This is a genomic window from Desulfobacter sp. (assembly GCA_028768545.1).
Classification (GTDB): domain Bacteria; phylum Desulfobacterota; class Desulfobacteria; order Desulfobacterales; family Desulfobacteraceae; genus Desulfobacter.
Map to the genome: position 1 here is coordinate 550,820 of CP054838.1, position 23,287 is coordinate 574,106.

At 44.9% G+C, this 23,287-nt stretch carries 24 protein-coding genes and 3 pseudogenes; 17 read left to right on the forward strand and 10 right to left on the reverse strand.

What is annotated here, in order from left to right; translation table 11 throughout:
* Nucleotides 1-37 precede the first annotated feature (37 nt).
* The gene (locus HUN05_02675) at nucleotides 38-592 is read right to left on the reverse strand and encodes an IS6 family transposase (protein WDP84198.1); all 555 of its coding nucleotides are present in this window, start codon (nucleotides 590-592) and stop codon (nucleotides 38-40) included.
* 37 nt (nucleotides 593-629) lie between these two features.
* On the opposite strand from HUN05_02675, the gene HUN05_02680 reads away from it, so the two are divergent.
* Complete coding sequence (locus HUN05_02680; GenBank protein ID WDP84199.1) at nucleotides 630-1,379, forward strand: DUF169 domain-containing protein; 750 nt, start codon at nucleotides 630-632, stop codon at nucleotides 1,377-1,379.
* A gap of 473 nt (nucleotides 1,380-1,852) precedes the next feature.
* The gene (locus HUN05_02685; GenBank protein WDP84200.1) at nucleotides 1,853-2,383 is read left to right on the forward strand and encodes a hypothetical protein; all 531 of its coding nucleotides are present in this window, start codon (nucleotides 1,853-1,855) and stop codon (nucleotides 2,381-2,383) included.
* Nucleotides 2,384-2,459: 76 nt separating this feature from the next.
* Here the strand turns inward: HUN05_02685 and HUN05_02690 are convergent, their stop codons facing one another.
* Nucleotides 2,460-3,446 (reverse strand): threonine/serine dehydratase, encoded by a 987-nt coding sequence (locus tag HUN05_02690; protein ID WDP84201.1) that lies wholly within the window; start codon nucleotides 3,444-3,446, stop codon nucleotides 2,460-2,462.
* A gap of 367 nt (nucleotides 3,447-3,813) precedes the next feature.
* Here HUN05_02690 and HUN05_02695 point away from each other — a divergent pair, with 367 nt between their 5' ends.
* A complete protein-coding gene (locus tag HUN05_02695; GenBank protein WDP84202.1) occupies nucleotides 3,814-4,131 on the forward strand; it encodes a hypothetical protein in 318 nt (105 codons plus the stop codon).
* A 3-nt stretch (nucleotides 4,132-4,134) separates the two neighbouring features.
* Here the strand turns inward: HUN05_02695 and HUN05_02700 are convergent, their stop codons facing one another.
* The 5 genes from HUN05_02700 to HUN05_02720 form a co-directional block, all read right to left on the reverse strand.
* Nucleotides 4,135-4,398 (reverse strand): DDE-type integrase/transposase/recombinase, encoded by a 264-nt coding sequence (locus tag HUN05_02700; GenBank protein ID WDP84203.1) that lies wholly within the window; start codon nucleotides 4,396-4,398, stop codon nucleotides 4,135-4,137.
* A gap of 43 nt (nucleotides 4,399-4,441) precedes the next feature.
* The gene (locus tag HUN05_02705) at nucleotides 4,442-5,602 is read right to left on the reverse strand and encodes a hypothetical protein (GenBank protein ID WDP84204.1); all 1,161 of its coding nucleotides are present in this window, start codon (nucleotides 5,600-5,602) and stop codon (nucleotides 4,442-4,444) included.
* Between the two features lie 56 nt (nucleotides 5,603-5,658).
* A complete protein-coding gene (locus HUN05_02710; GenBank protein WDP84205.1) occupies nucleotides 5,659-5,841 on the reverse strand; it encodes a hypothetical protein in 183 nt (60 codons plus the stop codon).
* A gap of 73 nt (nucleotides 5,842-5,914) precedes the next feature.
* On the reverse strand, nucleotides 5,915-6,376 hold the full coding sequence (locus HUN05_02715; GenBank protein WDP84206.1) for an IS6 family transposase: 462 nt from the start codon (nucleotides 6,374-6,376) through the stop codon (nucleotides 5,915-5,917).
* Nucleotides 6,377-6,425: 49 nt separating this feature from the next.
* Nucleotides 6,426-6,563, reverse strand: a complete 138-nt coding sequence (locus tag HUN05_02720) for a hypothetical protein (GenBank protein ID WDP84207.1) — start codon at nucleotides 6,561-6,563, stop codon at nucleotides 6,426-6,428.
* A 165-nt stretch (nucleotides 6,564-6,728) separates the two neighbouring features.
* Here HUN05_02720 and HUN05_02725 point away from each other — a divergent pair, with 165 nt between their 5' ends.
* The 7 genes from HUN05_02725 (at nucleotide 6,729) to HUN05_02755 (ending at nucleotide 12,447) form a co-directional block, all read left to right on the forward strand.
* Nucleotides 6,729-7,064, forward strand: coding sequence for a cytochrome c3 family protein (locus tag HUN05_02725; GenBank protein ID WDP84208.1), 336 nt, complete (start codon nucleotides 6,729-6,731; stop codon nucleotides 7,062-7,064).
* Between the two features lies 1 nt (nucleotide 7,065).
* Nucleotides 7,066-7,833, forward strand: a complete 768-nt coding sequence (locus tag HUN05_02730) for a YaaA family protein (GenBank protein WDP84209.1) — start codon at nucleotides 7,066-7,068, stop codon at nucleotides 7,831-7,833.
* Nucleotides 7,834-7,946: 113 nt separating this feature from the next.
* Nucleotides 7,947-8,513 (forward strand): flavodoxin family protein, encoded by a 567-nt coding sequence (locus tag HUN05_02735; GenBank protein ID WDP84210.1) that lies wholly within the window; start codon nucleotides 7,947-7,949, stop codon nucleotides 8,511-8,513.
* Between the two features lie 224 nt (nucleotides 8,514-8,737).
* Nucleotides 8,738-9,313 carry a hypothetical protein gene (locus tag HUN05_02740; protein ID WDP84211.1) on the forward strand — a complete coding sequence of 192 codons (576 nt, stop codon included), beginning with the start codon at nucleotides 8,738-8,740 and terminating at the stop codon, nucleotides 9,311-9,313.
* An 8-nt stretch (nucleotides 9,314-9,321) separates the two neighbouring features.
* Nucleotides 9,322-10,323 carry a hypothetical protein gene (locus HUN05_02745; protein WDP84212.1) on the forward strand — a complete coding sequence of 334 codons (1,002 nt, stop codon included), beginning with the start codon at nucleotides 9,322-9,324 and terminating at the stop codon, nucleotides 10,321-10,323.
* Nucleotides 10,320-11,708: a PLDc N-terminal domain-containing protein gene (locus tag HUN05_02750; protein WDP84213.1), complete on the forward strand. Its 1,389-nt coding sequence runs from the start codon at nucleotides 10,320-10,322 to the stop codon at nucleotides 11,706-11,708. The genes HUN05_02745 and HUN05_02750 overlap by 4 nt, the downstream gene beginning before the upstream one ends.
* Before the next feature lies 1 nt (nucleotide 11,709).
* Complete coding sequence (locus HUN05_02755; protein ID WDP84214.1) at nucleotides 11,710-12,447, forward strand: endonuclease/exonuclease/phosphatase family protein; 738 nt, start codon at nucleotides 11,710-11,712, stop codon at nucleotides 12,445-12,447.
* 9 nt (nucleotides 12,448-12,456) lie between these two features.
* Here the strand turns inward: HUN05_02755 and HUN05_02760 are convergent, their stop codons facing one another.
* Nucleotides 12,457-13,404, reverse strand: coding sequence for a hypothetical protein (locus tag HUN05_02760; GenBank protein ID WDP84215.1), 948 nt, complete (start codon nucleotides 13,402-13,404; stop codon nucleotides 12,457-12,459).
* A gap of 179 nt (nucleotides 13,405-13,583) precedes the next feature.
* On the opposite strand from HUN05_02760, the gene HUN05_02765 reads away from it, so the two are divergent.
* From HUN05_02765 to HUN05_02790, 6 genes and pseudogenes are all read left to right on the forward strand, one after another.
* Nucleotides 13,584-14,294: an IS6 family transposase gene (locus HUN05_02765; GenBank protein WDP84216.1), complete on the forward strand. Its 711-nt coding sequence runs from the start codon at nucleotides 13,584-13,586 to the stop codon at nucleotides 14,292-14,294.
* A gap of 456 nt (nucleotides 14,295-14,750) precedes the next feature.
* Nucleotides 14,751-15,359, forward strand: coding sequence for a recombination-associated protein RdgC (gene rdgC, locus HUN05_02770; protein WDP84217.1), 609 nt, complete (start codon nucleotides 14,751-14,753; stop codon nucleotides 15,357-15,359).
* A gap of 10 nt (nucleotides 15,360-15,369) precedes the next feature.
* Nucleotides 15,370-15,900 (forward strand): hypothetical protein, encoded by a 531-nt coding sequence (locus tag HUN05_02775; GenBank protein ID WDP84218.1) that lies wholly within the window; start codon nucleotides 15,370-15,372, stop codon nucleotides 15,898-15,900.
* 370 nt (nucleotides 15,901-16,270) lie between these two features.
* Entirely contained in the window at nucleotides 16,271-17,392 is a 1,122-nt protein-coding gene (gene dnaN, locus HUN05_02780) for a DNA polymerase III subunit beta (GenBank protein ID WDP84219.1), read from the forward strand.
* Nucleotides 17,389-19,803 (forward strand): DNA topoisomerase (ATP-hydrolyzing) subunit B, encoded by a 2,415-nt coding sequence (gene gyrB, locus HUN05_02785; GenBank protein ID WDP84220.1) that lies wholly within the window; start codon nucleotides 17,389-17,391, stop codon nucleotides 19,801-19,803. Before dnaN ends, gyrB begins: the two co-directional genes overlap by 4 nt.
* 272 nt (nucleotides 19,804-20,075) lie before the next feature.
* Nucleotides 20,076-20,734 (forward strand): annotated as a pseudogene (locus HUN05_02790) (cytidylate kinase-like family protein).
* A 316-nt stretch (nucleotides 20,735-21,050) separates the two neighbouring features.
* On the opposite strand, the pseudogene HUN05_02795 reads toward HUN05_02790, so the two are convergent.
* Nucleotides 21,051-21,857 (reverse strand): annotated as a pseudogene (locus HUN05_02795) (IS4 family transposase).
* 96 nt (nucleotides 21,858-21,953) lie between these two features.
* On the opposite strand from HUN05_02795, the pseudogene HUN05_02800 reads away from it, so the two are divergent.
* Nucleotides 21,954-22,034 (forward strand): annotated as a pseudogene (locus HUN05_02800) (IS6 family transposase).
* 3 nt (nucleotides 22,035-22,037) lie between these two features.
* Here HUN05_02800 and HUN05_02805 read toward each other — a convergent pair.
* On the reverse strand, nucleotides 22,038-23,252 hold the full coding sequence (locus tag HUN05_02805) for an ISL3 family transposase (GenBank protein WDP84221.1): 1,215 nt from the start codon (nucleotides 23,250-23,252) through the stop codon (nucleotides 22,038-22,040).
* Nucleotides 23,253-23,287 lie beyond the last annotated feature (35 nt).

Consider the following 23,287-nt stretch of genomic DNA (forward strand, 5'->3'; position numbering starts at 1 on the left):
AGATTTCCAGGACAAAGAGATCGTTCAGGCGTAAAATTTACGCAGCATAAGAAAACAGATTTTCGACGAATTCTTTCTGCTTTAAAATTTCTCCCTTCCTAATATTTTTAACTTGTCCTTTTCTGATCATGTTCATAATTTCATAGCCTTTTAGCGTCCGCCAGGCAGAATGAAATGTCTTGAACCCCATACCAGCTCTGACAAGCTTTTTGATAAACCGGTGGTCTTGCTCAATAATATTGTTCAGATATTTATTCTGTCTTAGGATACAGTCCTTATTCAGAAGCTTTTTTTCTTTCAAAGCCTTTACTGCCGGAGGATATGCAGGATTTCCGTCAACACTCAGAACCCGAGGTCTGATACGGTAAGAATCATTTGATTGCCGCAGATACTTCCTGCTTCGCTTTTCCATTTCAGGAGCATAGCGCTGAACCCATCGGTAAATGGTACTGTGATCCACAGACAAGCCCCGTTCTTGCATCATCTCTTCCAGATTCCTGTAACTCAGTTGATATCTCAGATACCAGCGAACATTCAATAGGATGATTTCTTTTTCATAATGACGCCACTTGAAAGGGTTTTCATTTTTCATACTATCTCTCTGCAAACAAATTAGTGCCAAAACGGACTTGTATCAGACATTAATAATTTTTTGCAACAGAACCAAAAAAAGTCTGAAGAAATTTTCAGAAGTATTATCTTTTAATTATCCTGCTATTGGCTGGTATTTTTCTTCTGAGGAAATGGAAGATTCCTTTATTTTTAGAAAGAATAAATGGGTATGTATGTTTATGTATCTGAAGATGATGATGATAAAAAATAAAAAAATCCGGTTCTCGGATGATAATGATAAAGCCTGCACAGGTCCCACAGAATACTTTGGTTTTTCTGAACTTGAGGATGATGGAGGTGTTTTTCTCGCTGAAGTAGAAAGATTTTGTAAGAATATTGAAATTTCAAAAGAATATACCAGGTGGTCAGCAACCCTTATTCACCCGCCAAAAGGCAAATATCTGTACATGGAAAAACTTGAGAATATTGATGATAGCAGAGAGATTGAGGTTGCTAATCTTTTCCCAGCAAATATGACCAGCCTGGCAAAGCTGGTAACCCTGTCAAGTTACGATAGGATGGCAAATACGGATAATGTATTGATACCTGATGCTTCAGGTTGTCAGTCTATCTTTACAACTCCCTATCATGAAAAATTTCAAGAAAATCCAAAATGTATTATTGTGCTAATGGATACGATGGCCAGAAATTTTGTCCCCGAAGATATGATTTTATTTTCAATGCCAACCAACAGATTTGTGGAAATGGCGAATAATATTGAAGGCAGCTTTCTTGATAATAATTTTAAAAATCCGACAGGTTTTTAATCTTGATTATTACGTATTGAGAAGTACGGACAATAATCATGGAAGCAAATAGCAAAAGCGTAATTAAATGCATGCTATTGGGATTGGCCAAAAAAATTCATTCCATAAAAAAAGGATGCTTCCAACGCCTGCATCACATCACTTCCAACGCCTGCATCACATCACTTTCTCCGCCGCTTCGTTCGCTACGCTCACTTCGCTCTGGGCTGAGCGGCTTTTTGCCTGGCTGCAAAATTTCAGACGATTGGTTATAAGGTATGAATATCATGCTGAAAATTTTCTATCCATGGTTCAACTTGGTTGCGCCATAATATTGTTACGTTTTTTTTAAGATGACTTGTAATCGTTTCGTGGACGTCCTCGGGATATCACTATCTTATTACAGATTCTGGTCTCTCAAAGTACCACTGCCACATGAGGCCAAAACCCATCCCAAAGGCATCATCTGTGCCACACACAGGGACCTGCAACAGATGGTCCTTGAAAAATCCTTTAGAGAAGATTTGTGGTTCCGGCTCAACGTGTTTCCAATAACGATCCCGCCGTTGCGACATCGAAAAGCGGATATCCCTGATCTGGTCAAGCACTTCGTCCAAAAGAAATGCCAAGAGATTAGAATTCCAGCCCATCCGACGATCTCGTCGATTCAAATAAAAAAGCTAATAGAACATGATTGGCCCGGGAATGTGAGGGAGTTGGAAAATTCAGTTGAGAGAGCGCTTATACACGCCTTAGCCGGCACGCCTAATGGAGGACTAATTTTTGATGGTATCGGCAGGCCGAACCTGCAATCCCATCCCCTATGCCCCAGTCTCGAACAAGAGGTATTAACCCTGGATGAGGTGATGCAAAATCATATCGAAAATGTTCTCTTGTTGTGTAACAACAGAATCAATGGCCCAAATGGGGCTGCCTGCCGTTTGGGTGTAAACCCCAGTACACTCAGGCACCGCATGCGTAAACTTGGCATCAGGTTTGGAAAAAAAAGAGAAAAAGTACCCTGAACCCGGCCGTAACGGCAAGGCCTTCCGGGCTTCCCCAAAAAACAGAGCCTAATATCAACTCTTTACCAGGAGAATTCTAATCCACCACACCCGTACCAAGGCAAGGCAGGGCCATGGCCTTTTGCAGTTCCTGGGCCGAGGCATTGCCCCCGCTCATCTGGACGGCCACCTTTTTACCCCCCAGCTGCTCCCGGATCTTAATGGCTGCCCGCAAGCATGCTCCGCCAGCGCCTTCGGCCAGATTTCTGGTATGGTGGGCGGCAAGGGCAATGCCCTGGTAAAGTTCTTCTTCGGTGAGCAGGACAAAATCTTCCAGCCCCTCTTTGTAGAGTGAAAAGGGCAGTTCATAGGCGATGCCGGTGGCCACACCCCCGGCAAAGGTGGTATTGGGGGCCTCAACAATTTTTTGATGGGTCCAGGATTGATAGGCAGCGCTTGCAGCCGCAGCCTGAACCCCGACAATTTTAATGTCAGGACGGATCTGTTTGAGCACGGTCATGGCGGCGGCCGCCTCACTGCCCGCACCAATGGGAATGATCATCACATCCAGATCCGGCACCTTTTCAAGGATTTCCAAAAATTCCGTGGCCACCCCGTTGATGATATGGGGCTCGTTGGCAGGATGAACAAAATACAGACCCTGCTCTTCCACAAGCTCAGCCACCCGCCGGCCGGCAGCCTCAAAATCCTTTCCATGCTCAATGAGTGTTGCCCCGGCATCTTTGATGCTCCGGACTTTCAAGGGATTTGAATTTTCCGGCACCACCACAATGGATTCAAGGCCAAACTCTCTGGCAGAGGCGGCAACCGAGGTGCCGTGATTTCCCGTGGAATAGGTGACCACCCCTTTAACCCCTTTTTGGGCCAGTGCATGCATGAGATGAAGCCCCCCTCTGATTTTAAAGCTGCCTGTGGGGTTATGGTTCTCATGCTTCACAAAAATCGTACCCCCCACAAGGCGATCAAGGGTGGGATAATGAATCAAAGGCGCGGGACTGAGCAAGGGCTTTAAAATACCTTGGGCGCCAATGGCCCTGGATAAAGAGATGGAATCATGACTCATTTTTGCTCTCCTTTTTCATCAATGGTTTGTATCCTCAGGTCATTTTTCATACCCTACCCCAAGAAACGCCCCTGGAACAGATACAGTCATTCAAAATTTTAAGCATAACAGTTTAGCAAGAAACCAAGCAGCCGTGCCCATGTATTGTCCCCAGGGTTGCCCGCCCCTGATCCACCATCAAAATACCATCTTCTTCGTTGCCTGGGTTTGCTCCTCCCTTCGGAGTATGACTTATACACCTCACTCGTCGCTCGCTTGGCGCCTAAAATATGGTACCTTGCTGATGGCCAGGAAAGCACAGAACATCCCAATATTTAAACAAATATGAAATTAGGCGGTGGATTTGGGCCGCTTACGCCCATTGCATTTGCAGGCAAAACTATATACCCTTAACGCCATTGTCCCTTTAACCGGTTTGATTGATCTTTGTATGGAAAAGAATAAAAAAACCATAAGGCCCTATATTGTGGATGTGGAAGCCTCGGGATTCGGCAGTCAATCCTACCCCATTGAAATCGGCCTGGCTTTAGGGCCGGACACACGGTATTGCAGCCTGATTATTCCCTCTCCCCAATGGACCCACTGGGACAAGGCTGCGGAAAAAACCCATGCCATCTCCAGAGACCTTCTGGCCCGGTTCTGTTGCAAAAAATATTTCCAGGACAAAGAGATCGTTCAGGCGTAAAATTTACGCAGCATAAGAAAACAGATTTTCGACGAATTCTTTCTGCTTTAAAATTTCTCCCTTCCTGATATTTTTAACTTGTCCTTTTCTGATCATGTTCATAATTTCATAGCCTTTTAGCGTCCGCCAGGCAGAATGAAATGTCTTGAACCCCATACCAGCTCTGACAAGCTTTTTGATAAACCGGTGGTCTTGCTCAATAATATTGTTCAGATATTTATTCTGTCTTAGGATACAGTCCTTATTCAGAAGCTTTTTTTCTTTCAAAGCCTTTACTGCCGGAGGATAGGGCGCATTCCCATTTTCCCGGTTATACCGCTGGCACTGGATTGTGCATGTTTGCCATCTGCTTCAGGCAGTTCCAACGCCCTGCTTTATAAAATGATCGCAGCATAATCATTTTTTCTGCATTCTCCCGATACCAAAAGATGCATGGACCTTTAAGACGTAAATTCACGACTCTCCGAATCGAACTTTCAATAGCACCGCTGCCAATAGGTAAGTTCAACGCTTTTACAGTTGAGAAATTAAGCCTCAGTTCATTGCGCACAAAATAATCCCGTTCCGTCTTGATAGCCTTACTGTTTCTGCCTCTACAAAGCTTCTGGACGGCCTGTACCACCTCAATCGCCTTTCCCTTCAGCAGAAGACCTCGCTGCTTCGATACCCAGCGTTTGCGTTCCTTGGATGACCAGGTCTTCCTTAAGCCTGCTACTGTACCCAGATGCTCAACTGCATGGTAGAAATCGAGAAGTTCATACACACGCTCAGGAGCCAAACCCAATGCTTTTAGCAGTCCGGGGATTCGATTCCAAATCCAATGTGCCCCATCTGCAACAAACAGTATTTTGTCTGAGTTCTGAATATGAAGGGAGTTCAAATAACCCTTTAACAAGTGGAATACACCATCCGGTCCATTGAAACAGCCATCAATAAATGGTGAAAAGCTTTTTTCTTGTTTTCCATGGGCGTCCACTACATAAATGATCAAAAGCTTGGGTTCTCGCCATGCCCCACGAAATCGGGTTCTATCCTTTTGGGTTTTTGGTCCCCTTTTCTTCTCTCTGAGCCGAGTGCGGCCACCATCAGTGCTGATAACGACTCGCCGCCCTTCAAGTAAATCTCCATCATTTAATGGGATTCGGCCCGCTTGTTGTTCGGCTCGAGCCCGCTCTGCGTACCGATAGGTCAGTTTACGGATGACCTTTATACCCAACGTCATCCCACGGTCACAAAGCACTTGACGGACTTCTTCAAAAGAACTTAATAAGGCTGACCAAGAACTCACCATAGAAGCCAAAGCAGGCGAGCAGCGATCATGGATTCCAAGAAGGATTAAACCAGCGTATGCACCTTTATATCTTTTTCCTTTTCGGCGGTCACAGGACCTTCGATAGTATCGAACATGAATATCAACCGAACTATCTGTACAAAGCTGAATCCAAACTGTCTCAAGCCCTTCGCTTTTCATCCGTCCCGGCCAATTGGACATCAATTCTTTTTCTTGGTCGACCTGTTCAGAGGAATCTACTGAGGCCTGGATCTTTTTTTTAAAAAAAAGGCGCTTATCCGATTTGTATACTCAAGGATTTCCTGCTCCATCTGTTCTAATTCGTTAGCGTTACGAACCAAGCGATTTGGATCTTCTTCCAGTTTTTTGAGGCATGCAAGGACTTCATCAACAGTATTACAATCTTCAGCTTTCTTCATTAGCACAATCCATTTATGTTCATTTCAGCGTAACAGAGGATATCATTCTTTTTGCTCTAAAAGACAGGCCTTTTTAAAACCGGGAAAATAGGAATGCGCCCGGAGGATATGCAGAATTTCCGTCAACACTCAGAACCCGAGGTCTGGAGCTATTGGAAGCTCGCAGCATCTTTTTAAAAAATCGTTTGGCAGATTCCATATTACGTCTGCTGCGAAGAAGAAAATCGATGGTATTTCCACGGGAATCGACCGCTCGGTAAAGATACTTCATTTTCCCCCGCACCTTGATATATGTTTCATCAATACGGTAAGAATCATTTGATTGCCGCAGATACTTCCTGCTTCGCTTTTCCATTTCAGGAGCATAGCGCTGAACCCATCGGTAAATGGTACTGTGATCCACAGACAAGCCCCGTTCTTGCATCATCTCTTCCAGATTCCTGTAACTCAGTTGATATCTCAGATACCAGCGAACATTCAACAGGATGATTTCTTTTTCATAATGACGCCACTTGAAAGGGTTTTCATTTTTCATACTATCTCTCTGCAAACAAATTAGTGCCAAAACGGACTTGTATCAGACATTAATAATTTTTTGCAACAGAACCGGGATAACCGTCCTGACCCATGGTTGCCAGCACCCCTTCTTTTCCTGAATTTAAAATATCAATCACCTCTTGGCCGGAGATTTTTTTATCTTTTCGTCTCATCTTCCTGAACATGGATTTTCCTTTCTGCCTGGTTTAATTGGACACTTTAGCAAGCGCCTATCATACCAGGGAATGGGTTCGGTTAAAAGAGAGACAACCCCATGTTTCCCTGTTTTTTTTCTTGGGGCTGTGCTATTTTTTTATAAATTCTTTTACCTAATTCATTGGGAGATAAACATGACCAGACAAACATTGATTATCATCGGCATCTGCACCCTGGTTGCCACGACATTGGGATTTTCCGGACAGGGCAGAGAAATCATGACCCTGGACGGAGGAAAAACCGGTTCAGTTGAATTCAAGCACCACCTTCACCAGAGTGTTGTCGGCGACTGCCAGGTCTGCCATTCAAGTTTTCCCCAGAAAGAAGGGGCCCTTGCAGCGGCCAAGGAGGCTAGCAAACTGAAAAAAAAGCAGGTCATGAACAAAACCTGCATCAAATGCCACAGGGCCGAGAAAAAAGCCGAAAACGCATCAGGACCTGTCTCGTGCAAGGCCTGCCATAAAAGATAGAATGCAAATCATCCTTTCGCCTGCCAAGACCATGGCAGCAGGCCCAAACCAAGGTCTGGGCCCGGACAGATGGCCCAAGGACCCGGGTCTTGACATACCGGAATTTGACCAGGAGGCAAGGGCGTTGATCCAGGCCCTTTCCCCCATGGATACGGCCTCCCTTAAAAAATGTTTCAAGATCAGTGATGGGCTGGCCCTGAAAACCAAAGCCCTGATTCAAGGGTTTGAAAACGCCCGTTCCGGCCCTGCCCTTTTTCTCTTCCAGGGAGAGGCCTTTAAAAGCCTTGGACCCCAGGACTTTACCCATGAAGCGCTTGGGTTTGCCAACACCCATTTAAAAATTTTTTCAGGGCTTTACGGGGTGGTCTCCCCCCTGGACCGGATCAAGCCCTACCGCCTGGATTTCAACACCCCCCTTAAAATTAACGGCCAGGGGCTTAAAATTTTTTGGAAAAAAAAGCTGATTCCCTGGTTTGAAGCCTTGCTCGAACCAAACGAGCCCATCGTAAATCTGGCCTCGGACGAGTACAGCAGCATCCTGAACTCCAAAGAACTGAAAAAAAGGATGATCTCGTTCCAGTTCAGGGAACAGACCGAAAAAAAACTGAAAAACATCCCGGTCCAGGCCAAACAGGCCAGGGGATATTTTGCAAGGTATATGATCCAGCAGAGAATCACCCGGCCCGGAAAGATGAAAAAAATTGCCATTGAAGGATATGCATATGAAGAACGCCTCTCTTCAGAAAATGAATGGTTTTTCATCCGCTGACCTTTGGCTGGTGATTCGTTTGTCCTGATCGTTTATGACCCTCTTTATTTATTTGACAAATCCGTTTTTTCATCTAGAATATCTTCCAAACATAAAATAAACAGGAGCATTCAATGAAAATTTTAACCCTTCAGGGCAGTGGACGAAAAAAAGGCAATACAGCAAAAGCGCTTGATTTTGCAGAACAGGAACTGATCAGCCTGGACCATGAGGTGGAATCCGTATACCTGAGTGACAAGTCTCTTAAGGGTTGCCTGGGATGTGCTGCCTGCAAAAAAAAACCATATGAAATCGGCTGTGTTCAAAAAGACGATATCCCGGAAATTCTTGAAAAAATGGTGAATGCCCAGGCCGTGATCTTTGCCTCTCCCCTTTATTTTTGGGGGGTGAATGCCCAGCTCAAGGCCGTTATTGACCGGACCTACAGTTTGTACACCCTTTACCATGAACCCGGCCATGCCTCCCTGGTCGAGGGACAGCGCCAGGCCCTGTTAATGACAGGGGCAGGCCCCTGGGACAACAATGCAGAGGCGGCCTTTACCGCATTTTCCAGAATCCAGAATCCCCACAAAGCCGTCTTCGCCGGAGAATTGTTCATTGGCGGCTGCACCACCCCGGATCAAATGGATGACGCCATCAAGACAAGGGTCATTGAATTTGCCAGAAAACTTGTTGAATAAAGGGTACCTCTGATAATCAGGATTTTGGTTTGAGTTATAGGCGCAGGTAAATTTTAACCAGATGAATATATTGAATATTTCGAGGATTCAAATTTGCCTGCAACAAAGAAACAGCGCCAAAAGACAATTAATAGAAGTGGCCTAAAATACGAATCACCTGAATATAAACAAAGGTGACGGTACTCTGCCGGAATGCCGGCATAGACGACCAAGGAGAGACCTCTATGAAACATTTAAAGCTTAACTTATTGATCCTTGCACTCATCACCCTGATCTGGACACCTGCACATGCAGATTCATTTTCCAACACCATTTCAGTCTTTAAAAAATCAGATGCGGTTCAGCCTTTTTTAAAAAACTGCTATGGATATGCCGTGTTCCCCACTGTGGGCAAAGGCGGAATCGTGGTCGGGGGATCCTTTGGCAAGGGCAGAGTTTATAAACACGGCACCCTGACCGGAACGGTTATGATGTCCAAACTCAGCATTGGATTCCAGCTGGGCGGCCAGGCCTTTTCCCAGATCATTTTTTTCCAGGACCAAAGATCATATACGGAATTTATCTCCGGAGATTTCGAGTTTGATGCTTCGGTCTCTGCCGTGGCCATTACCGCAGGGGTCCAGGCCAAGGCCGGAACCGAAGGCGGAACTGCCGGGGCCAGTGCCGGTCCTGCAACCGGGGTCCAGGCAGACATCAACTATTTTAAGGGTATGGCCGTGTTTGTCCATGCCAAGGGCGGACTCATGTACGAGGCGTCCATTGGGGGACAAAAATTTGATTTCACCCCATTGAACCCATAATCGGAGAGATGAAGCAAGTTCTATTTCTGACCTTGCTCTTTTTCCTGCTAATGCCCTCCGGGGCCATGGCAGCAGAGTGCTCCACGCCTGAAGCAGATGCCCAAAGCAGCCCTTCAGACCTTGGAGAAAAAATAGACACCTTTCACCAAAAGGTGTCAAAAACCATTATCAGTTCGGCCCTTTATTTTGATGATTTTTTTTCAGATGAACGATTTCTTCTGGAGGACAACCAGACCCGGCTGATGATCCGGCCGGCCATTGGGTATGAAAAAAACAAAGACCTGGAAACCAGGTTAAGAATCTCGTTGAGACTGAAGCTGCCCAAGGCCGAAACCAGGTTCAGCCTTTTGTTCACCAGTAATATTGATGATGAGAACGACTGGAACAGATCTGCCCTTGACATCCCATTGGAAGGGTATGAACAGGACCGAAACAACAAATTTCACGGTGCCCTTCAATACATTTACCGGGCCACCAAAAGGCATAACCTCAGATTCAGCGGCGGGGTCAGGGTTTCCACCCGGCTCCAGATCTACACAAGCGACAGGTATCGATTTTTCCGGCCCATGGAAAACTGGGACTTTCGCCTGATCCAGCGGGCCCGGTGGTATTCAAGGGACAAGTGGGAGCTCAGATCAACTCTTGACTTTGACCGGGAATTTTCCAAAAAATATCTTTTCCGCCTGTCCACGGACTGGGACTGGTATGAAAAAGAAGATAACAGCCCCACCTATGGGGTGAGCACCTCCCTTCACCAGTTTTTAAGCCCCAAGCGGGCAATACGATACGAGTGGGCCACGGGATTTGAATCCCGGCCCTGCCACCGGGTAACCAGCACGGTATTGAGCATGAGCTACAGACAGCGGATATGGCGGGACTGGTTGTTATATGAAATAACCCCCCAGATTGCCTTTCCCCGAGATGAAGACTTTCATTTCACCCCTGGCATTTCCCTTCAATTTGAAATAGAATTCGGCTATGTAAAGAAAAACAAGGATATAAGGGAATGAATGAGAACCTGATCTACATACTTGTATTTCATGTAGGTACCATTGTGGTTGATATCCTTGTGCTCAGTGCTCTTGGGCATATGGTCTACCAGCGAAGAGAACCCACCAGCATGATTGCATGGCTTTTGGCCATTATTCTCCTGCCCTATATTGCGGTGCCACTCTACTTTATTTTCCGAAGCAGAAAATTAAAAAGAAAGAAAAAATCCAAGGTGATGCTGGCCTGCAGGCAGGAAGTGCCAAAAGAAGACGCAGCCCAGATTGATCTGATTCTGAGGAACAACGGCATTGCAGGGGCCACTCTTGGCAATACCTTTGAATTTTATCCGGACGGGGTAGAGGCGCACCAGGCGCTCATGGAGCATATCCGGTCTGCCAAAAAAAATATCCTGATATCCACCTATGTGTTCAGCTCCGATGATGTGGCCCGGTCCATTATATTTGCCCTGACCCAGAAAGCCAAAACCGGGGTGGATGTTCGTTTGCTCATTGACAGCATCGGCTCTCTTCCCCTTTACCTATTCCAATGTCCCTTAAAAAAACTCAAACAGGCCGGGGGAAAGGTGGCCTTTTACATGCCCCTGCTGGCCAGGCCGTTCCAGAACTATATCAACCTAAGAAACCATAGAAAAATATTTTTGTTTGACGATACCCGGGTCATGGCAGGGGGAATGAACCTGTCCAGGGAATATATGGGACCTGTCCCCTGCAAGGACCGGTGGATCGACATTCTATTTGAGATCCAGGGACCAGCGGTATTCCATTACCGGGAAATTTTCACCCAGGACTGGAACCACACCTCGTCTGCGACCCTGGAAATGCCAAAACTAATGCCCGACCCGGCCGGTGACACCGGCATCCAGGTGGTACCCTCCGGCCCGGACATTGCCAGTGACGCCCTTTATGAAGCCCTGCTCTCGGCCATTTTCTCGGCCAGGGAACGGATCTGGATTGTCACCCCCTATTTTGTACCGGACAAAAGCCTGCTCCAGGCCCTGATCATTGCCAGACACCGGGGGGTGGATGTCAAACTCATCACCCCGGCCAACTCCAACCATTTGATTGCCGACTTAGGCCGGTCGTCCTTTATGCGGGACCTGGATGCCAGCGGTATTGAAGTCCATTTATTTCAGGACGGGATGATCCATGCCAAGGCCATTTTAGTGGACAAACGGGGGGTGATGATGGGATCGGCCAATATTGACCAGCGAAGCCTGTTTTTAAACTATGAGGCCGTAAGTTTCATCTACTCCCCCCAGGCCATCCTAAGCTGCGAAAAATGGATGAAACAGCTGCTGACAAGGTGCCGGGGAACAATGGTTCAGGCCGGCCGATGGCGTCGGGCCGGCGAAAACCTCATGCGAATATTCGCCCCCCTGTTATAAGATGCTGATCCCTGCCTCTCCCCTGGTTCAGTCCCCGGTATTTTTTGAAAATACCGTTATTCCGGAACAATTTTCTCTTCTCTGCTGGAATGTTCACAAGGAAAATTTAAAACCTGAATTCATTGACCAGATTCTAGAGTGGAAATCCCTTCATGGCCTGAATCTTATCCTGCTTCAGGAGGCCCGGTTTTCCGATGCCCTCATCTCCGTTGCAGGGTTTCCCTATGTGGCAGCTGCCAATCTCCGTCTGCCCGTCCATTACTCCGGGGTGATCACGGCAGCCAATGCAGATCCCCACAAAAGCAGCTTCCACATGACCCATGCCAAGGAGCCTTTGATTTTTACTCCGAAAAACGCCTTGATCACCATTTACCGGTTCAAAGACAAAGAAACCCTGATGGTGGTGAACCTTCACGCCATTAATTTCAGGTCCCTGGCCTGGTACCAATGGGAACTTGCAAGGTTGTTCGACCTGCTCCGGGCCTATGAGGGGGCCATTGTCTTGGCTGGGGACTTTAACTGCTGGCGGCGGTCCAGAAAAAAAGTCTTGGACCATTTTACAGATCTTTTAGGCCTCACCTACGGGATCCCTGAAAACGAACACCACATCAAACAATGGTTTGGGTTTCTTCTGGACCGGATCTATTACCGGGGCATCACCCTCAAATCCATCCAGGCAGTAAACTGTAAAACCCTGTCCGACCACAACCCCATCATTGCCCAGTTTAAAAGGGCTTAAAAAGCACCATCAAAGTTGAGATTCAATGGGCAGCATTCCCAAAAGATCAATGCCCAAGCGCTTGAAAAATGAGGTGTGGGGGTCTCTCAGGTAGACTTTGTTTTTTCCGTCTTCCTGCCGGTGCCAGCGAATCTGATCCGGGCCGGTCTGATTTTGTCTCAGTTCCAGTTCAATGGCAATCTTGTCCACATGGGTATCAAACCACTCCCCCATCCCTCTTCCGATTTCAGGTGAATCCAGAATCAGGCCGATTTCAGTATTTTCAATCACAGACCGGGGATCCAGGTTTAAAGAGCCGATAAACACCTGTTTTCTGTCCAAAACAAAGGATTTAGTGTGCAGGCTGGCTTTGGATGCCCCGAGTTTTCCTTTTTTCTTCTTTTTTTCCTGCCTGGAAATTTTTTTATCCAATTCGTACAATTCAACCCCTGCCCTGAGCAGGGCCTTTCGATAGCGGCTGTAACCGGCATGGACAAGGGAAACATCCGTGGAGGCCAAAGAGTTGGTCAAGACCCTCACCCGGATCCCCCTGCGGCAAATATCAGCCAGATACTCAACCCCCTTTTTCCCCGGCACAAAATAGGGAGAAAAAATAATCAGCTCCTGGTCCACCCGGTCAAAATGGGGTGCCAGCCGGCTGGACAAATGGATATCGGTCCGCTCCCTGGAGGCTGAAATTTTTTCAGGTTCATCATATACGGCAACGGCCTTGCCCCAGAAAAATTCAGCCTGGCCAAGCTTGAGCCGGGAGGCCAGGTCAGATGAGGCCAGGGCCCTGACATAGGCAGATCCTTCATGGTCACGAATAAAGGTTTCCATCTCCTGGCGATAGGTTTCAACGGTCTCCTTGTGGGGTGCTTTTTTAGCCAGTGAGGTGGCAGGATAGGCAAGTTCACTATTCCAATATTTATCAAAGGAAAGGGAGACATCCCGGACCACGGGGCCTATGGCCAGCACATCCAGGTCACTGAATTCAATGTCAGGGTCTGCCTGAAAATACTCATTCCCAATATTTCGTCCCCCCAGAATCGCCGCCTGATTATCGGCAATAAAGGCTTTATTGGGTTCTGTTGCAAAAAATTATTAATGTCTGATACAAGTCCGTTTTGGCACTAATTTGTTTGCAGAGAGATAGTATGAAAAATGAAAACCCTTTCAAGTGGCGTCATTATGAAAAAGAAATCATCCTGTTGAATGTTCGCTGGTATCTGAGATATCAACTGAGTTACAGGAATCTGGAAGAGATGATGCAAGAACGGGGCTTGTCTGTGGATCACAGTACCATTTACCGATGGGTTCAGCGCTATGCTCCTGAAATGGAAAAGCGAAGCAGGAAGTATCTGCGGCAATCAAATGATTCTTACCGTATTGATGAAACATATATCAAGGTGCGGGGGAAAATGAAGTATCTTTACCGAGCGGTCGATTCCCGTGGAAATACCATCGATTTTCTTCTTCGCAGCAGACGTAATATGGAATCTGCCAAACGATTTTTTAAAAAGATGCTGCGAGCTTCCAATAGCTCCAGACCTCGGGTTCTGAGTGTTGACGGAAATTCTGCATATCCTCCGGCTGTAAAGGCTTTGAAAGAAAAAAAGCTTCTGAATAAGGACTGTATCCTAAGACAGAATAAATATCTGAACAATATTATTGAGCAAGACCACCGGTTTATCAAAAAGCTTGTCAGAGCTGGTATGGGGTTCAAGACATTTCATTCTGCCTGGCGGACGCTAAAAGGCTATGAAATTATGAACATGATCAGAAAAGGACAAGTTAAAAATATCAGGAAGGGAGAAATTTTAAAGCAGAAAAAATTCGTCGAAAATCTGTTTTCTTATGCTGCGTAAATTTTACGCCTGAACGATCTCTTTGTCCTGGAAATATTTTTTGCAACAGAACCTTCCGTAATAAATTTAATGCAATGTGCCGAATTGCTGCAAAATTCTCAGGAGAGTTCCACTTTCTGACTCTGCTTTCGTCTTCACGGAACCCAATATCCAATTATTATAGCAAACCAGGAGTGTCAGGCTGGGATGGGGTGAAGGGGGTGGAGTGGCGTAAATGAGCGGCCCGCCAGGACGGCATAGGTCCGATCATTTCCGCTTCTTAAGCAGTCAGGACGACCGCTTAAGATTTAACGGAATCCCCTCGGCAGATCTTAATAAAAGTTACATGCGATGGCCCGGTAAAATCAATTGATCAAGGATGGATCAACACCTGTTCATTCCCTTCTTAATATGATATTATGCCTAGTTTTAAAACAGATTCTATCTTGAATAATAACCATAATTTAAGGAGATAATATGGGGTTGATCTCATCCACCCATTCCATGAGCCGGTACTGTGTAGACGGATCATTTGACGGCAGTATTATGGAAGAGGTCCGGGAGGGCCTGATCCAGAATGCCATTCCAAAAATTGAAAGCGAATATGATGAAATTTCAGCCGGGTGGACCCCGTTTGAAAGTCCGTACAATCCGGATTTTGAAAAGTTTTCCTTTATATTCGGCACCTATTTTCTCTTTTCCCTGCGCATTGATAAAAAATCAGTTCCGGCCAAAGTGGTTCAAAAACACATGGCCCTGGAAATAGAGAAAAAAAAACAAGAGTCAGGCAGGGAATTTATCTCAAAAAATGAAAAATCGGAAATCAAGGAAATGGTCATTGATATCCTCATGCACAAGATTCCCTCGGTTCCCAATATTTACGATGTGCTCTGGAGTTATGAGGAAAAAACCCTGATCCTGTTCACCACCCAGAAAGCAGCCAATGAATTGTTTGAAACCCTGTTTTTAAAATCCTTCAACCATAAACCCATACGGATCTTTCCCTATACCATGGTGGAAAAACTGGGATCTTTTTCAAATGATCAAAAAGACCGTATTATGACCCTTTCCCCCCTTAAATATTAAAAGGTGAATCATGCTTGATATTGCAACCGCGTATAATAAATATTCCTTTTTAGGCAATGAATTTTTAACCTGGGTCTGGTATCTCATTGAAACCGATCAGAACATCTCCGCCCTTGCAGGAATTCAGGAGCCCATAAGCCTTGAAATCGGCAATTCTTTGAGCCTTGAAAACAACCTGGGAGATAAATCCAAGGAAAAAATTACCATAAAAGGCGACCAGGCAGGCCTTGAAGAGGGCACCACAGCTCTTAAAAAAGGGGCATGGGTCACGGATATGAACCTGATCTGCAAAATCGGAGAAGAAGAGTACAAGTTAAACATCAAAGGGGAGAGCTTTAATTTTACCGGCTTAAAAACCCCGACCATAGACACCTCGGCATCTGAAGATGAAATTGAAGGCATGGTCATTGAAAAAACCTATTTAATACTCAAGGTTACCCAGGTTATTGACAGCCTGTTTTTAAAATATATTGAAAACAGAATATCAGATGAGTGGAAATCCACAGAATTTCAAGCCATTAAGCAATGGATCCATTCATGATCATAAAATGTTCAAAACTTGAATCTTTTAAACCCAATCAAAATAGTGAACAAAACTGCCGGGTTTTAAATCTTTTTTAAACCGGGTTTTAAACCGGAACCACACATATTATTCTTTAAATTTCAGTATATTAAAAAGTTATGAACATTTAAAACCAGCTTATTATTGTTGTTGTTCTTTTTTAAAGAATTAAATAATAAAACAACAGCAGACTTAAAAAAAAACAAATGCATGGATCAAAATTTTATTTTTATACAGATCTTTTGATAAGATGGTAAAATTTTTATCCGGGCCAAGGTTTAGTAATTGATAAAAAAAAGGTTTTAATATAGACTTTCAAGGATATGCAAACTAAGGAAAAGGAATCTAAATGAAATTTTCGTTTAACAAAAAAGATATTCTGGAAATCTTATCAAAGATTCAGGGGATTACAGGGAGAAAAACCAACCTGACCATTACATCGGATATTCTGATCAAGGCATTTGGCTCTAAGATCAGTATCACGGCCAATGATCTTGAAACGGTATTTACCGGGACCTATGAGGCTGAGGTTGAAACCGAGGGGATTTTATCCATCAATGCCAAAAAATTCTTTGAAATCATCAGAGAATACCCTGAGAATGAAATTTTTGTTAATGAAGTGGAAAACCGGTGGGTGGAAATCGGAACCGGGGACAGTATCTATCATATTGTTTCCTCGGATTATGAAAACTTTCCTGAAACCCCTGTGATTGAAAATGTAAACTTCATTGAGGTGGCCTCAAAAGACCTTAAAAAAATGGTCTCTGTTTCATCTGTGGTCAATTTCCAGGGAGATGAGAAACGCATTTATGTGTTAGGCTCTTTGATTGAAAAAATTGAAACCGATCAGGGGGACAGGCTCCGGGTGGTGTCAACGGATTCAAGACGGCTGCACAGCTTTGATGTACCCTATACCGGTGACCTTGACCTGGGGGATGACCGGGTGATCATACCCAAAAAAGGATTGTCAGAGCTGGGTAAATTCATTGATTCAGGTGTGGAAACCATTAATCTGGGGATCAAGGATAATCATTTTATTTTTAAGCGGGCGGATGAATCCATTATGATCAAGCTTTTGGACGGGGATTACCCGGATTACAAGCCCATTATCAATTATGCGGAAATGACCCCCATTGAAGTGGATAGAACCCTTTTTTCCACCCTTATGCGGCGGGTATCCATCCTCACCTCCGAGGATTATAAAAGCGTGGTTCTCAACTTTGTTGAAAATGAACTCACGGTCACCATTACCAATCCTGAAATCGGTGAATCCAAGGAACGGCTCATGGTGGGATTTTTAGGAGAGGAGATCAAGAGCGCATTCAACCCGAGATATTTCATGGATGCCCTCAATCTTTTCGAGGATTCCATTGTAGCTCTGAACATCAAAGACAGTAAAAGCCCATGCATCATCAAGAGCCTTGATGATGACAACCTTATCTGCGTAATAATGGCAATGCATATATCATGAATAAAAATACAGTGACAAAAGAGTATAGTGCGGGCAGCATTAAAGTTTTAGAAGGTCTTGAAGCGGTCCGTAAACGGCCTTCCATGTATATTGGAAACGTGGACTTGGAAGGCTTGCACCATCTGGTTTACGAGGTGGTGGACAATTGCATTGACGAGGCCATGGCCGGTCATTGCGACACGGTTAACGTGACCATCCACGAAAATATGAAGGTGAGTGTGGAAGACAACGGCCGGGGGATCCCGGTTGAAATGCATGAAACCGAACATATCCCTGCCTGCGAAGTGGTCATGACCAAACTCCATGCCGGCGGCAAGTTTGACAAGGATTCCTACAAGGTTTCCGGCGGGCTTCACGGGGTGGGAATTTCCGTTGTAAATGCCCTGTCTGAAAAATTGACCATGGAGGTCTATAAAAACGGTAAAATATACACCCAGACCTATTCAAAAGGCATTAAAACAACGGATCTGGCCATTACCGGCGACACGGTAAAGCGGGGAACCAAAATTATTTTCACCCCGGACTTTACCGTGATGAATGAGAATGATTTCATTTACGAGACCCTGGTTCGACGGATGCGGGAGCTGGCCTTTTTAAACAAAGGGGTCAGGATCATCATTGAAGACGAATGCTCGGCTGAAAAAAAAGATTTTTTCTATGAGGGCGGGATTGTCTCTTTTGTGGAATATCTTAACCGGTCCTGCACCGCCCTTCATGAGCCCATCCACATTGAAGGGGATAAAAAAGATGTGCAGATCGAGGTGGCCATTCAGTACAATGACACCTTTAAGGAAAAACTATACTCGTTTGCCAATAATATCAGAACCATTGAAGGCGGATTCCATGTGTCCGGCTTTAAAGGGGCCTTAACCCGGACGGTGAACTCCTATATTACCGGGGCCAATAACCTGCCCAAAAATATGCAGAATATAAAGATCGGCGGGGATGATATGAGAGAGGGGCTTGCCGTGATCATTTCGGTAAAGCTCATGGAGCCCCAGTTTGAAGGCCAGACCAAGACCAAGCTTGGCAACAATGAGGTCAAGGGGATCGTGGAATCCCTGCTCAATGAAAAATTATCCCAATACCTGGAGGAAAATCCCGTCGTGGCCAGAAAGATCATTGCCAAGGCTGTGGATGCGGCCAGGGCCAGGGATGCCGCCAAAAGAGCCCGGGAGCTTGCCAGGAAAAAAGGCACGCTTTTAGACTCTTCCCTGCCGGGCAAGCTGGCTGAATGCCAGTTTGCAGATCCTGCTGAAAGAGAGCTTTTCCTGGTCGAGGGTGATTCTGCGGGCGGTTCTGCCAAACAGGGCAGGGACCGTCGTTTCCAAGCCATTCTTCCCCTTAAGGGCAAGATTTTAAATGTGGAAAAGGCAAGATTTGACAAGATTTTGCGAAGCGATGAAATCAAAAACATCATCACGGTCCTGGGCACAGGCGTGGGCCAGGAAGAGTATGATATTGAAAAAATCCGGTATCATAAAATCGTGATCATGACCGATGCCGACGTGGACGGTTCCCATATCAGGACCCTGCTGCTGACATTTTTCTACCGCCAGATGCCCGAGCTGGTCTCCAAAGGGTATCTGTATATTGCCCAGCCCCCTTTATTCCGGGTGGGGTCAAGGAAAACCGGTGTTTACCTGAAAAATGAAGAAGAGTATTCAAATTATCTGGTCCGCAGGATTTCCTCCCAGAAACATCTGGTGATCAACGGCAATAAAGATCCGTTGAGCGAAGAGGAGTTTTATGAATTTCTCTTAAATATGACCAGCTATTCCGAATCCTTAAATCTGTTGAAAAAAAGAGATTTTAATACAGACCTGCTCATGATCCTGGTGAAAAACAAGGTTAACTCCAAGCTTTTCTTGGAAGATAAGTCAAATCTGGAAGCCTTGTCAAAACACCTGCCCAAGGATAAGTATATCACCGGTGATATTGAGTTTGATGCGGAACGGGGCATCTATGAGATGGATGTTTTAGATGAGACCGGCAAGACAAAATTTATCCGGGTGGGCCGGGAAATCCTGAGAAGCACGGATTACCAGAAAATGCGCACCGCCTATGAAAAGATCAAATTATTTGACCAGCCGCCCTTTGCCCTCTCTTCAAAGCAGGCGGATGCCAAAATCGTCAATACCCTTGATAACCTGGAAGATCTATTCCTCTTTCTCATGGGAGAGGCCAAAAAAGGAATCAATATTCAGCGGTACAAAGGTCTGGGTGAGATGAATCCGGACCAGCTCTGGGAAACCACCATGAATCCTGAAAAACGGATCATGCTCAAGGTGGATATTGAAGATGCTGAAAAGGCCGACGAAATATTCACCCTGCTCATGGGCGAAGAGGTTGAACCCAGAAGAAATTTTATCCAGAAGCACGCCCTGGAGGTCTCTTCTTTGGATTATTAAAGAATAACTAAAGCTTAGTGATAAACGCCCTGCACTCAGGAGTCTCTGGTGCAGGGCGTTTTTTATTGTTTGATGCTATAGAGATGCGGTCTGTAATGCTTCAAACTCGATGAGTTGAAAGCTCTTTGGTTTATATTGTTCAATATTGGAATGAAAGAAAGCCTGACATAAAAGATCGTATTGGACGGTAAAGGAATTAATCCAATTGATATTCGAATGAGTAAAGTTTATTATATGAATATTATTTATTCGATAATAAAAAGGAGGATCCCATGAACCGGTCCATTCATAAAATTATTGATGAGCAGATAAAGCAATGGGAATTATCAAAGACCCGATTGCCAGAAGAAATCCAAACATGCCGGGTTATCACCATTTCAAGGGAATGCGGCTCCCAGGGGCAGAAGGTGGGTGAAAAACTTGCAGCGGCCCTGGGGTTTGATCTTTTTCACCACCAGATCCTTGAGGCTATGATTGAAACATCTAAAAGCTCCAGGATCTTGCTTGAATCTTTGGATGAAAAGGCCATGAACGTGGTGGACGACATTGTATCCAATTTTGTCAGCGATCATCACCTCTGGCCGGACGAGTATTCAAAACTGCTGCTCAGAATCTTAAATACCATCGGTAAACACGGGAATGCCGTTATTTTAGGCAGGGGCGCTAATTTTGCCCTGGAAAAAACCCATGCCCTGAAAATCAGGATTGTTGGACCGGAACGTGTCAGGCTCAGGCATATCCAGGAAACCTGGGACCTGAATTATGAAGATGCCCTTAAAAAGATGAACAGCACAGATGCCGACAGAATAGCCTTTGTGAAACGCTATTTTAACTCCAACGTTGAAAATCCCGCCATTATGATCTCATCCTCAACACCGGCACCCTCTCCGTGGATAAAGCCGTGGATATTATCCAGTGCGCCATTGGATAACCTTCTTGCACCCCAGCAGTCCCTGGCAGAGGAATTTTCATCCCTGCAAAAGAGCGGTCACCGACAAAGAGCCAGTAAAAGGAAAAAATAATACCATACATTTTACCCATCGTTCCCAGAGCGTGTATGGTATTTTTGAAGATTTTCTTCCAGATGACTGAGGCAGAGCCCTTCTTGCCAAAAAAGCAAATCTTTATAGGTCAGATCAGACAATTCCGAGACTGTGGTGGTATTAGGGCATGGACATGGCCTGGGTGCTGATGGGTATTATCCGCAACATTTTTTGTTTTAAAAAAAGTTACTCAGTGATGTCCGGTTAGGTTTTTGCTTGCTCAATAATTTTTTGATCTTTGACAATATTGTCCCTGTTTGAACTATGAGAGCCCTGCTCCTCGCAGCCAAACAGGTCATTTAGAATGGCGGTTCGCAGCTGCCGAACTCTTTTGATCGTGACCTTTTCATTAAACTGTTTTTGGCAATGGATTGCCAGTAACAGGTAAGTGATAAGGCCGCCAAGAATCTGAACCATAAGGCCGTATTCACTGCGGGCAATGAGATGATATACCTTCAGATGTTCTTTCCACCATTTGAAAAAATCCTCAATGGTCCACCGGAGTTTATAAATTGTTGCTATTTGTTCCGCTGTTAAATCATGCCTGTCAGTTGCCACATAGTATTTGACGCCAGCAATTTTATAGCCAACAACCCGAACAGGCCTTTTCGTCTGGTTTTGATTCGGAGTACCAAGTTTAACCAGTGCATCATAAAAAATGTAGCTGTCGGAAGGGGTCTCGTGGTTATCAATAATTGTTCTTGTTGTCCTGGTTTTTATACGGCAGACAAAATGTTTGCCTTGCTCCTGAAGCAGGTCAAATTCTTTATGGGATTGATATCCACGATCCATAACACCTGTTTGCCCCTTGGAAACTATTTTGGGAACAAAGGTGCGTTCAGCGCCGTTGCCTTCAGTCAAAAAGATTTTGTTTGGGATTCCGTGATTAATGTCAAATCCGCAATGTACTTTGGCTTTTTTACTTCCTTTTCTGTAGTTCGCCCAGTGCATTGAAAGGACTGCATTTATGAGACTACCGTCAATGGAAACCAACTCTCCTAACTCGGCGTGTTCACCCGGATGACACTCAAGAGGGTTCTGTTGCAAAAAATTATTAATGTCTGATACAAGTCCGTTTTGGCACTAATTTGTTTGCAGAGAGATAGTATGAAAAATGAAAACCCTTTCAAGTGGCGTCATTATGAAAAAGAAATCATCCTATTGAATGTTCGCTGGTATCTGAGATATGGTTCATCCGATTAATGCGTACCTTTTATTGTGAAGGTCCAAAAGTTTCAACCTGAAAAACTCCGAATCCCTGTATCCATAAGCTTTCCGTTTCATGGTTTTTATCTTGTTATTTGTCCCTTCTAAAGGACCTGTAGATATCCTGTAATCATAGTATGAAAGGATTCTTTGCCTGTGCACAGCCAAGGTCTTGGCAAATTTCATCAACATTGAAATTTTGGAAATATTGGCCAGATTGATCCAATTGCTGACTATCTTTTCAGCTGTTTCTTTTTTCTTTTGATTCCATATTTGCCTGAGTTCCTCTTTCATGTAGTAGACTACCAATAGCGGCTGATTTATTTTCAATGCTTCTTCTAACCGTTGGGCCTCCTTCTTGTCATCACTGAGGTTTTCGGGATTTTTTAACAAAAGCCACCGGACTCCCTTCAGAAGTTTTTGTTGCCCGGTATTGGCAAGAAGGTTGTAGAGCTTTCGCCTGAAATCCGACAGTTTCTCATTGAACAATTTAACAACATGAAATCTGTCAAAGACAATTGCTGAACCAGAAAGATTTTCAATAACAGCACTCAAGTATGCCGGGGACATATCGATGCTGACGGCTTTGATTTTTGCTTTCGATATTTTCACTTTTGTCCAAAAAGATTTCAAAGCTTCACCACCTTTTCCTTCTCCCACGTGCAGAATTCTACCGGATTCCAGATCCATCACGATGGTCAAGTATTTATGCCCTTTCCCTATGGAAATTTCATCTATGGCAATCTGCCGGACTTTCTCAAGGGGGATTTTTCGATAACGCCTCAGCAGGTCTTCTTTCTGGATCTGCTTTATCGTATCCCAGCTGATCCTTAAATGGATGGCAATATCTTTGATTGTCATGAACTGAGACAACTCCAAGACATACCGTTCAAAAGCCCGGGTATAGCTTTTCCCCTCCTGGGCAAAGGATAGTTTGATTTGCCGGACAAATTGACAGAACGAACACCAAATTCTCTGGATAGCCGTCCTGAGAATCACGGGTTTTGAACCTACCGGTATTGTTCTGAGATCTCTTGTCACAATCCCTTTCCTGGTGACGGACCTGGAATTACATTCCGGGCATTTTACCGCCTCCGGTTTTGGTATGAGTTCAAAAGTGATTATTCCACCGATGAAACGTGTTGTTTTATAAAAGTAGTCACGAAGGCCAAAGGCATGGTATATGAAGCTTGTGGACATTAATTCATTCTCCGATTTTGTGCGAATAACACAAA

Excerpts from the sequence above, each read along its gene's own strand:
- HUN05_02745 (WDP84212.1), top strand. The coding sequence starts at position 9,322 with ATGAAGCAAGTTCTATTTCTGACCTTGCTCTTTTTCCTGCTAATGCCC.
- rdgC (WDP84217.1), top strand. The coding sequence starts at position 14,751 with ATGGGGTTGATCTCATCCACCCATTCCATGAGCCGGTACTGTGTAGAC.
- HUN05_02675 (WDP84198.1), bottom strand. The coding sequence starts at position 592 with ATGAAAAATGAAAACCCTTTCAAGTGGCGTCATTATGAAAAAGAAATC.
- dnaN (WDP84219.1), top strand. The coding sequence starts at position 16,271 with ATGAAATTTTCGTTTAACAAAAAAGATATTCTGGAAATCTTATCAAAG.
- HUN05_02710 (WDP84205.1), bottom strand. The coding sequence starts at position 5,841 with ATGAAGAAAGCTGAAGATTGTAATACTGTTGATGAAGTCCTTGCATGC.
- HUN05_02715 (WDP84206.1), bottom strand. The coding sequence starts at position 6,376 with ATGAAAAATGAAAACCCTTTCAAGTGGCGTCATTATGAAAAAGAAATC.
- HUN05_02740 (WDP84211.1), top strand. The coding sequence starts at position 8,738 with ATGAAACATTTAAAGCTTAACTTATTGATCCTTGCACTCATCACCCTG.
- HUN05_02720 (WDP84207.1), bottom strand. The coding sequence starts at position 6,563 with ATGTTCAGGAAGATGAGACGAAAAGATAAAAAAATCTCCGGCCAAGAG.
- HUN05_02805 (WDP84221.1), bottom strand. The coding sequence starts at position 23,252 with ATGTCCACAAGCTTCATATACCATGCCTTTGGCCTTCGTGACTACTTT.
- HUN05_02730 (WDP84209.1), top strand. The coding sequence starts at position 7,066 with ATGCAAATCATCCTTTCGCCTGCCAAGACCATGGCAGCAGGCCCAAAC.
- HUN05_02755 (WDP84214.1), top strand. The coding sequence starts at position 11,710 with ATGCTGATCCCTGCCTCTCCCCTGGTTCAGTCCCCGGTATTTTTTGAA.
- HUN05_02765 (WDP84216.1), top strand. The coding sequence starts at position 13,584 with ATGAAAAATGAAAACCCTTTCAAGTGGCGTCATTATGAAAAAGAAATC.
- HUN05_02725 (WDP84208.1), top strand. The coding sequence starts at position 6,729 with ATGACCAGACAAACATTGATTATCATCGGCATCTGCACCCTGGTTGCC.
- HUN05_02690 (WDP84201.1), bottom strand. The coding sequence starts at position 3,446 with ATGAGTCATGATTCCATCTCTTTATCCAGGGCCATTGGCGCCCAAGGT.
- HUN05_02750 (WDP84213.1), top strand. The coding sequence starts at position 10,320 with ATGAATGAGAACCTGATCTACATACTTGTATTTCATGTAGGTACCATT.
- HUN05_02735 (WDP84210.1), top strand. The coding sequence starts at position 7,947 with ATGAAAATTTTAACCCTTCAGGGCAGTGGACGAAAAAAAGGCAATACA.
- gyrB (WDP84220.1), top strand. The coding sequence starts at position 17,389 with ATGAATAAAAATACAGTGACAAAAGAGTATAGTGCGGGCAGCATTAAA.
- HUN05_02775 (WDP84218.1), top strand. The coding sequence starts at position 15,370 with ATGCTTGATATTGCAACCGCGTATAATAAATATTCCTTTTTAGGCAAT.
- HUN05_02705 (WDP84204.1), bottom strand. The coding sequence starts at position 5,602 with ATGAAAAGCGAAGGGCTTGAGACAGTTTGGATTCAGCTTTGTACAGAT.
- HUN05_02685 (WDP84200.1), top strand. The coding sequence starts at position 1,853 with ATGGTCCTTGAAAAATCCTTTAGAGAAGATTTGTGGTTCCGGCTCAAC.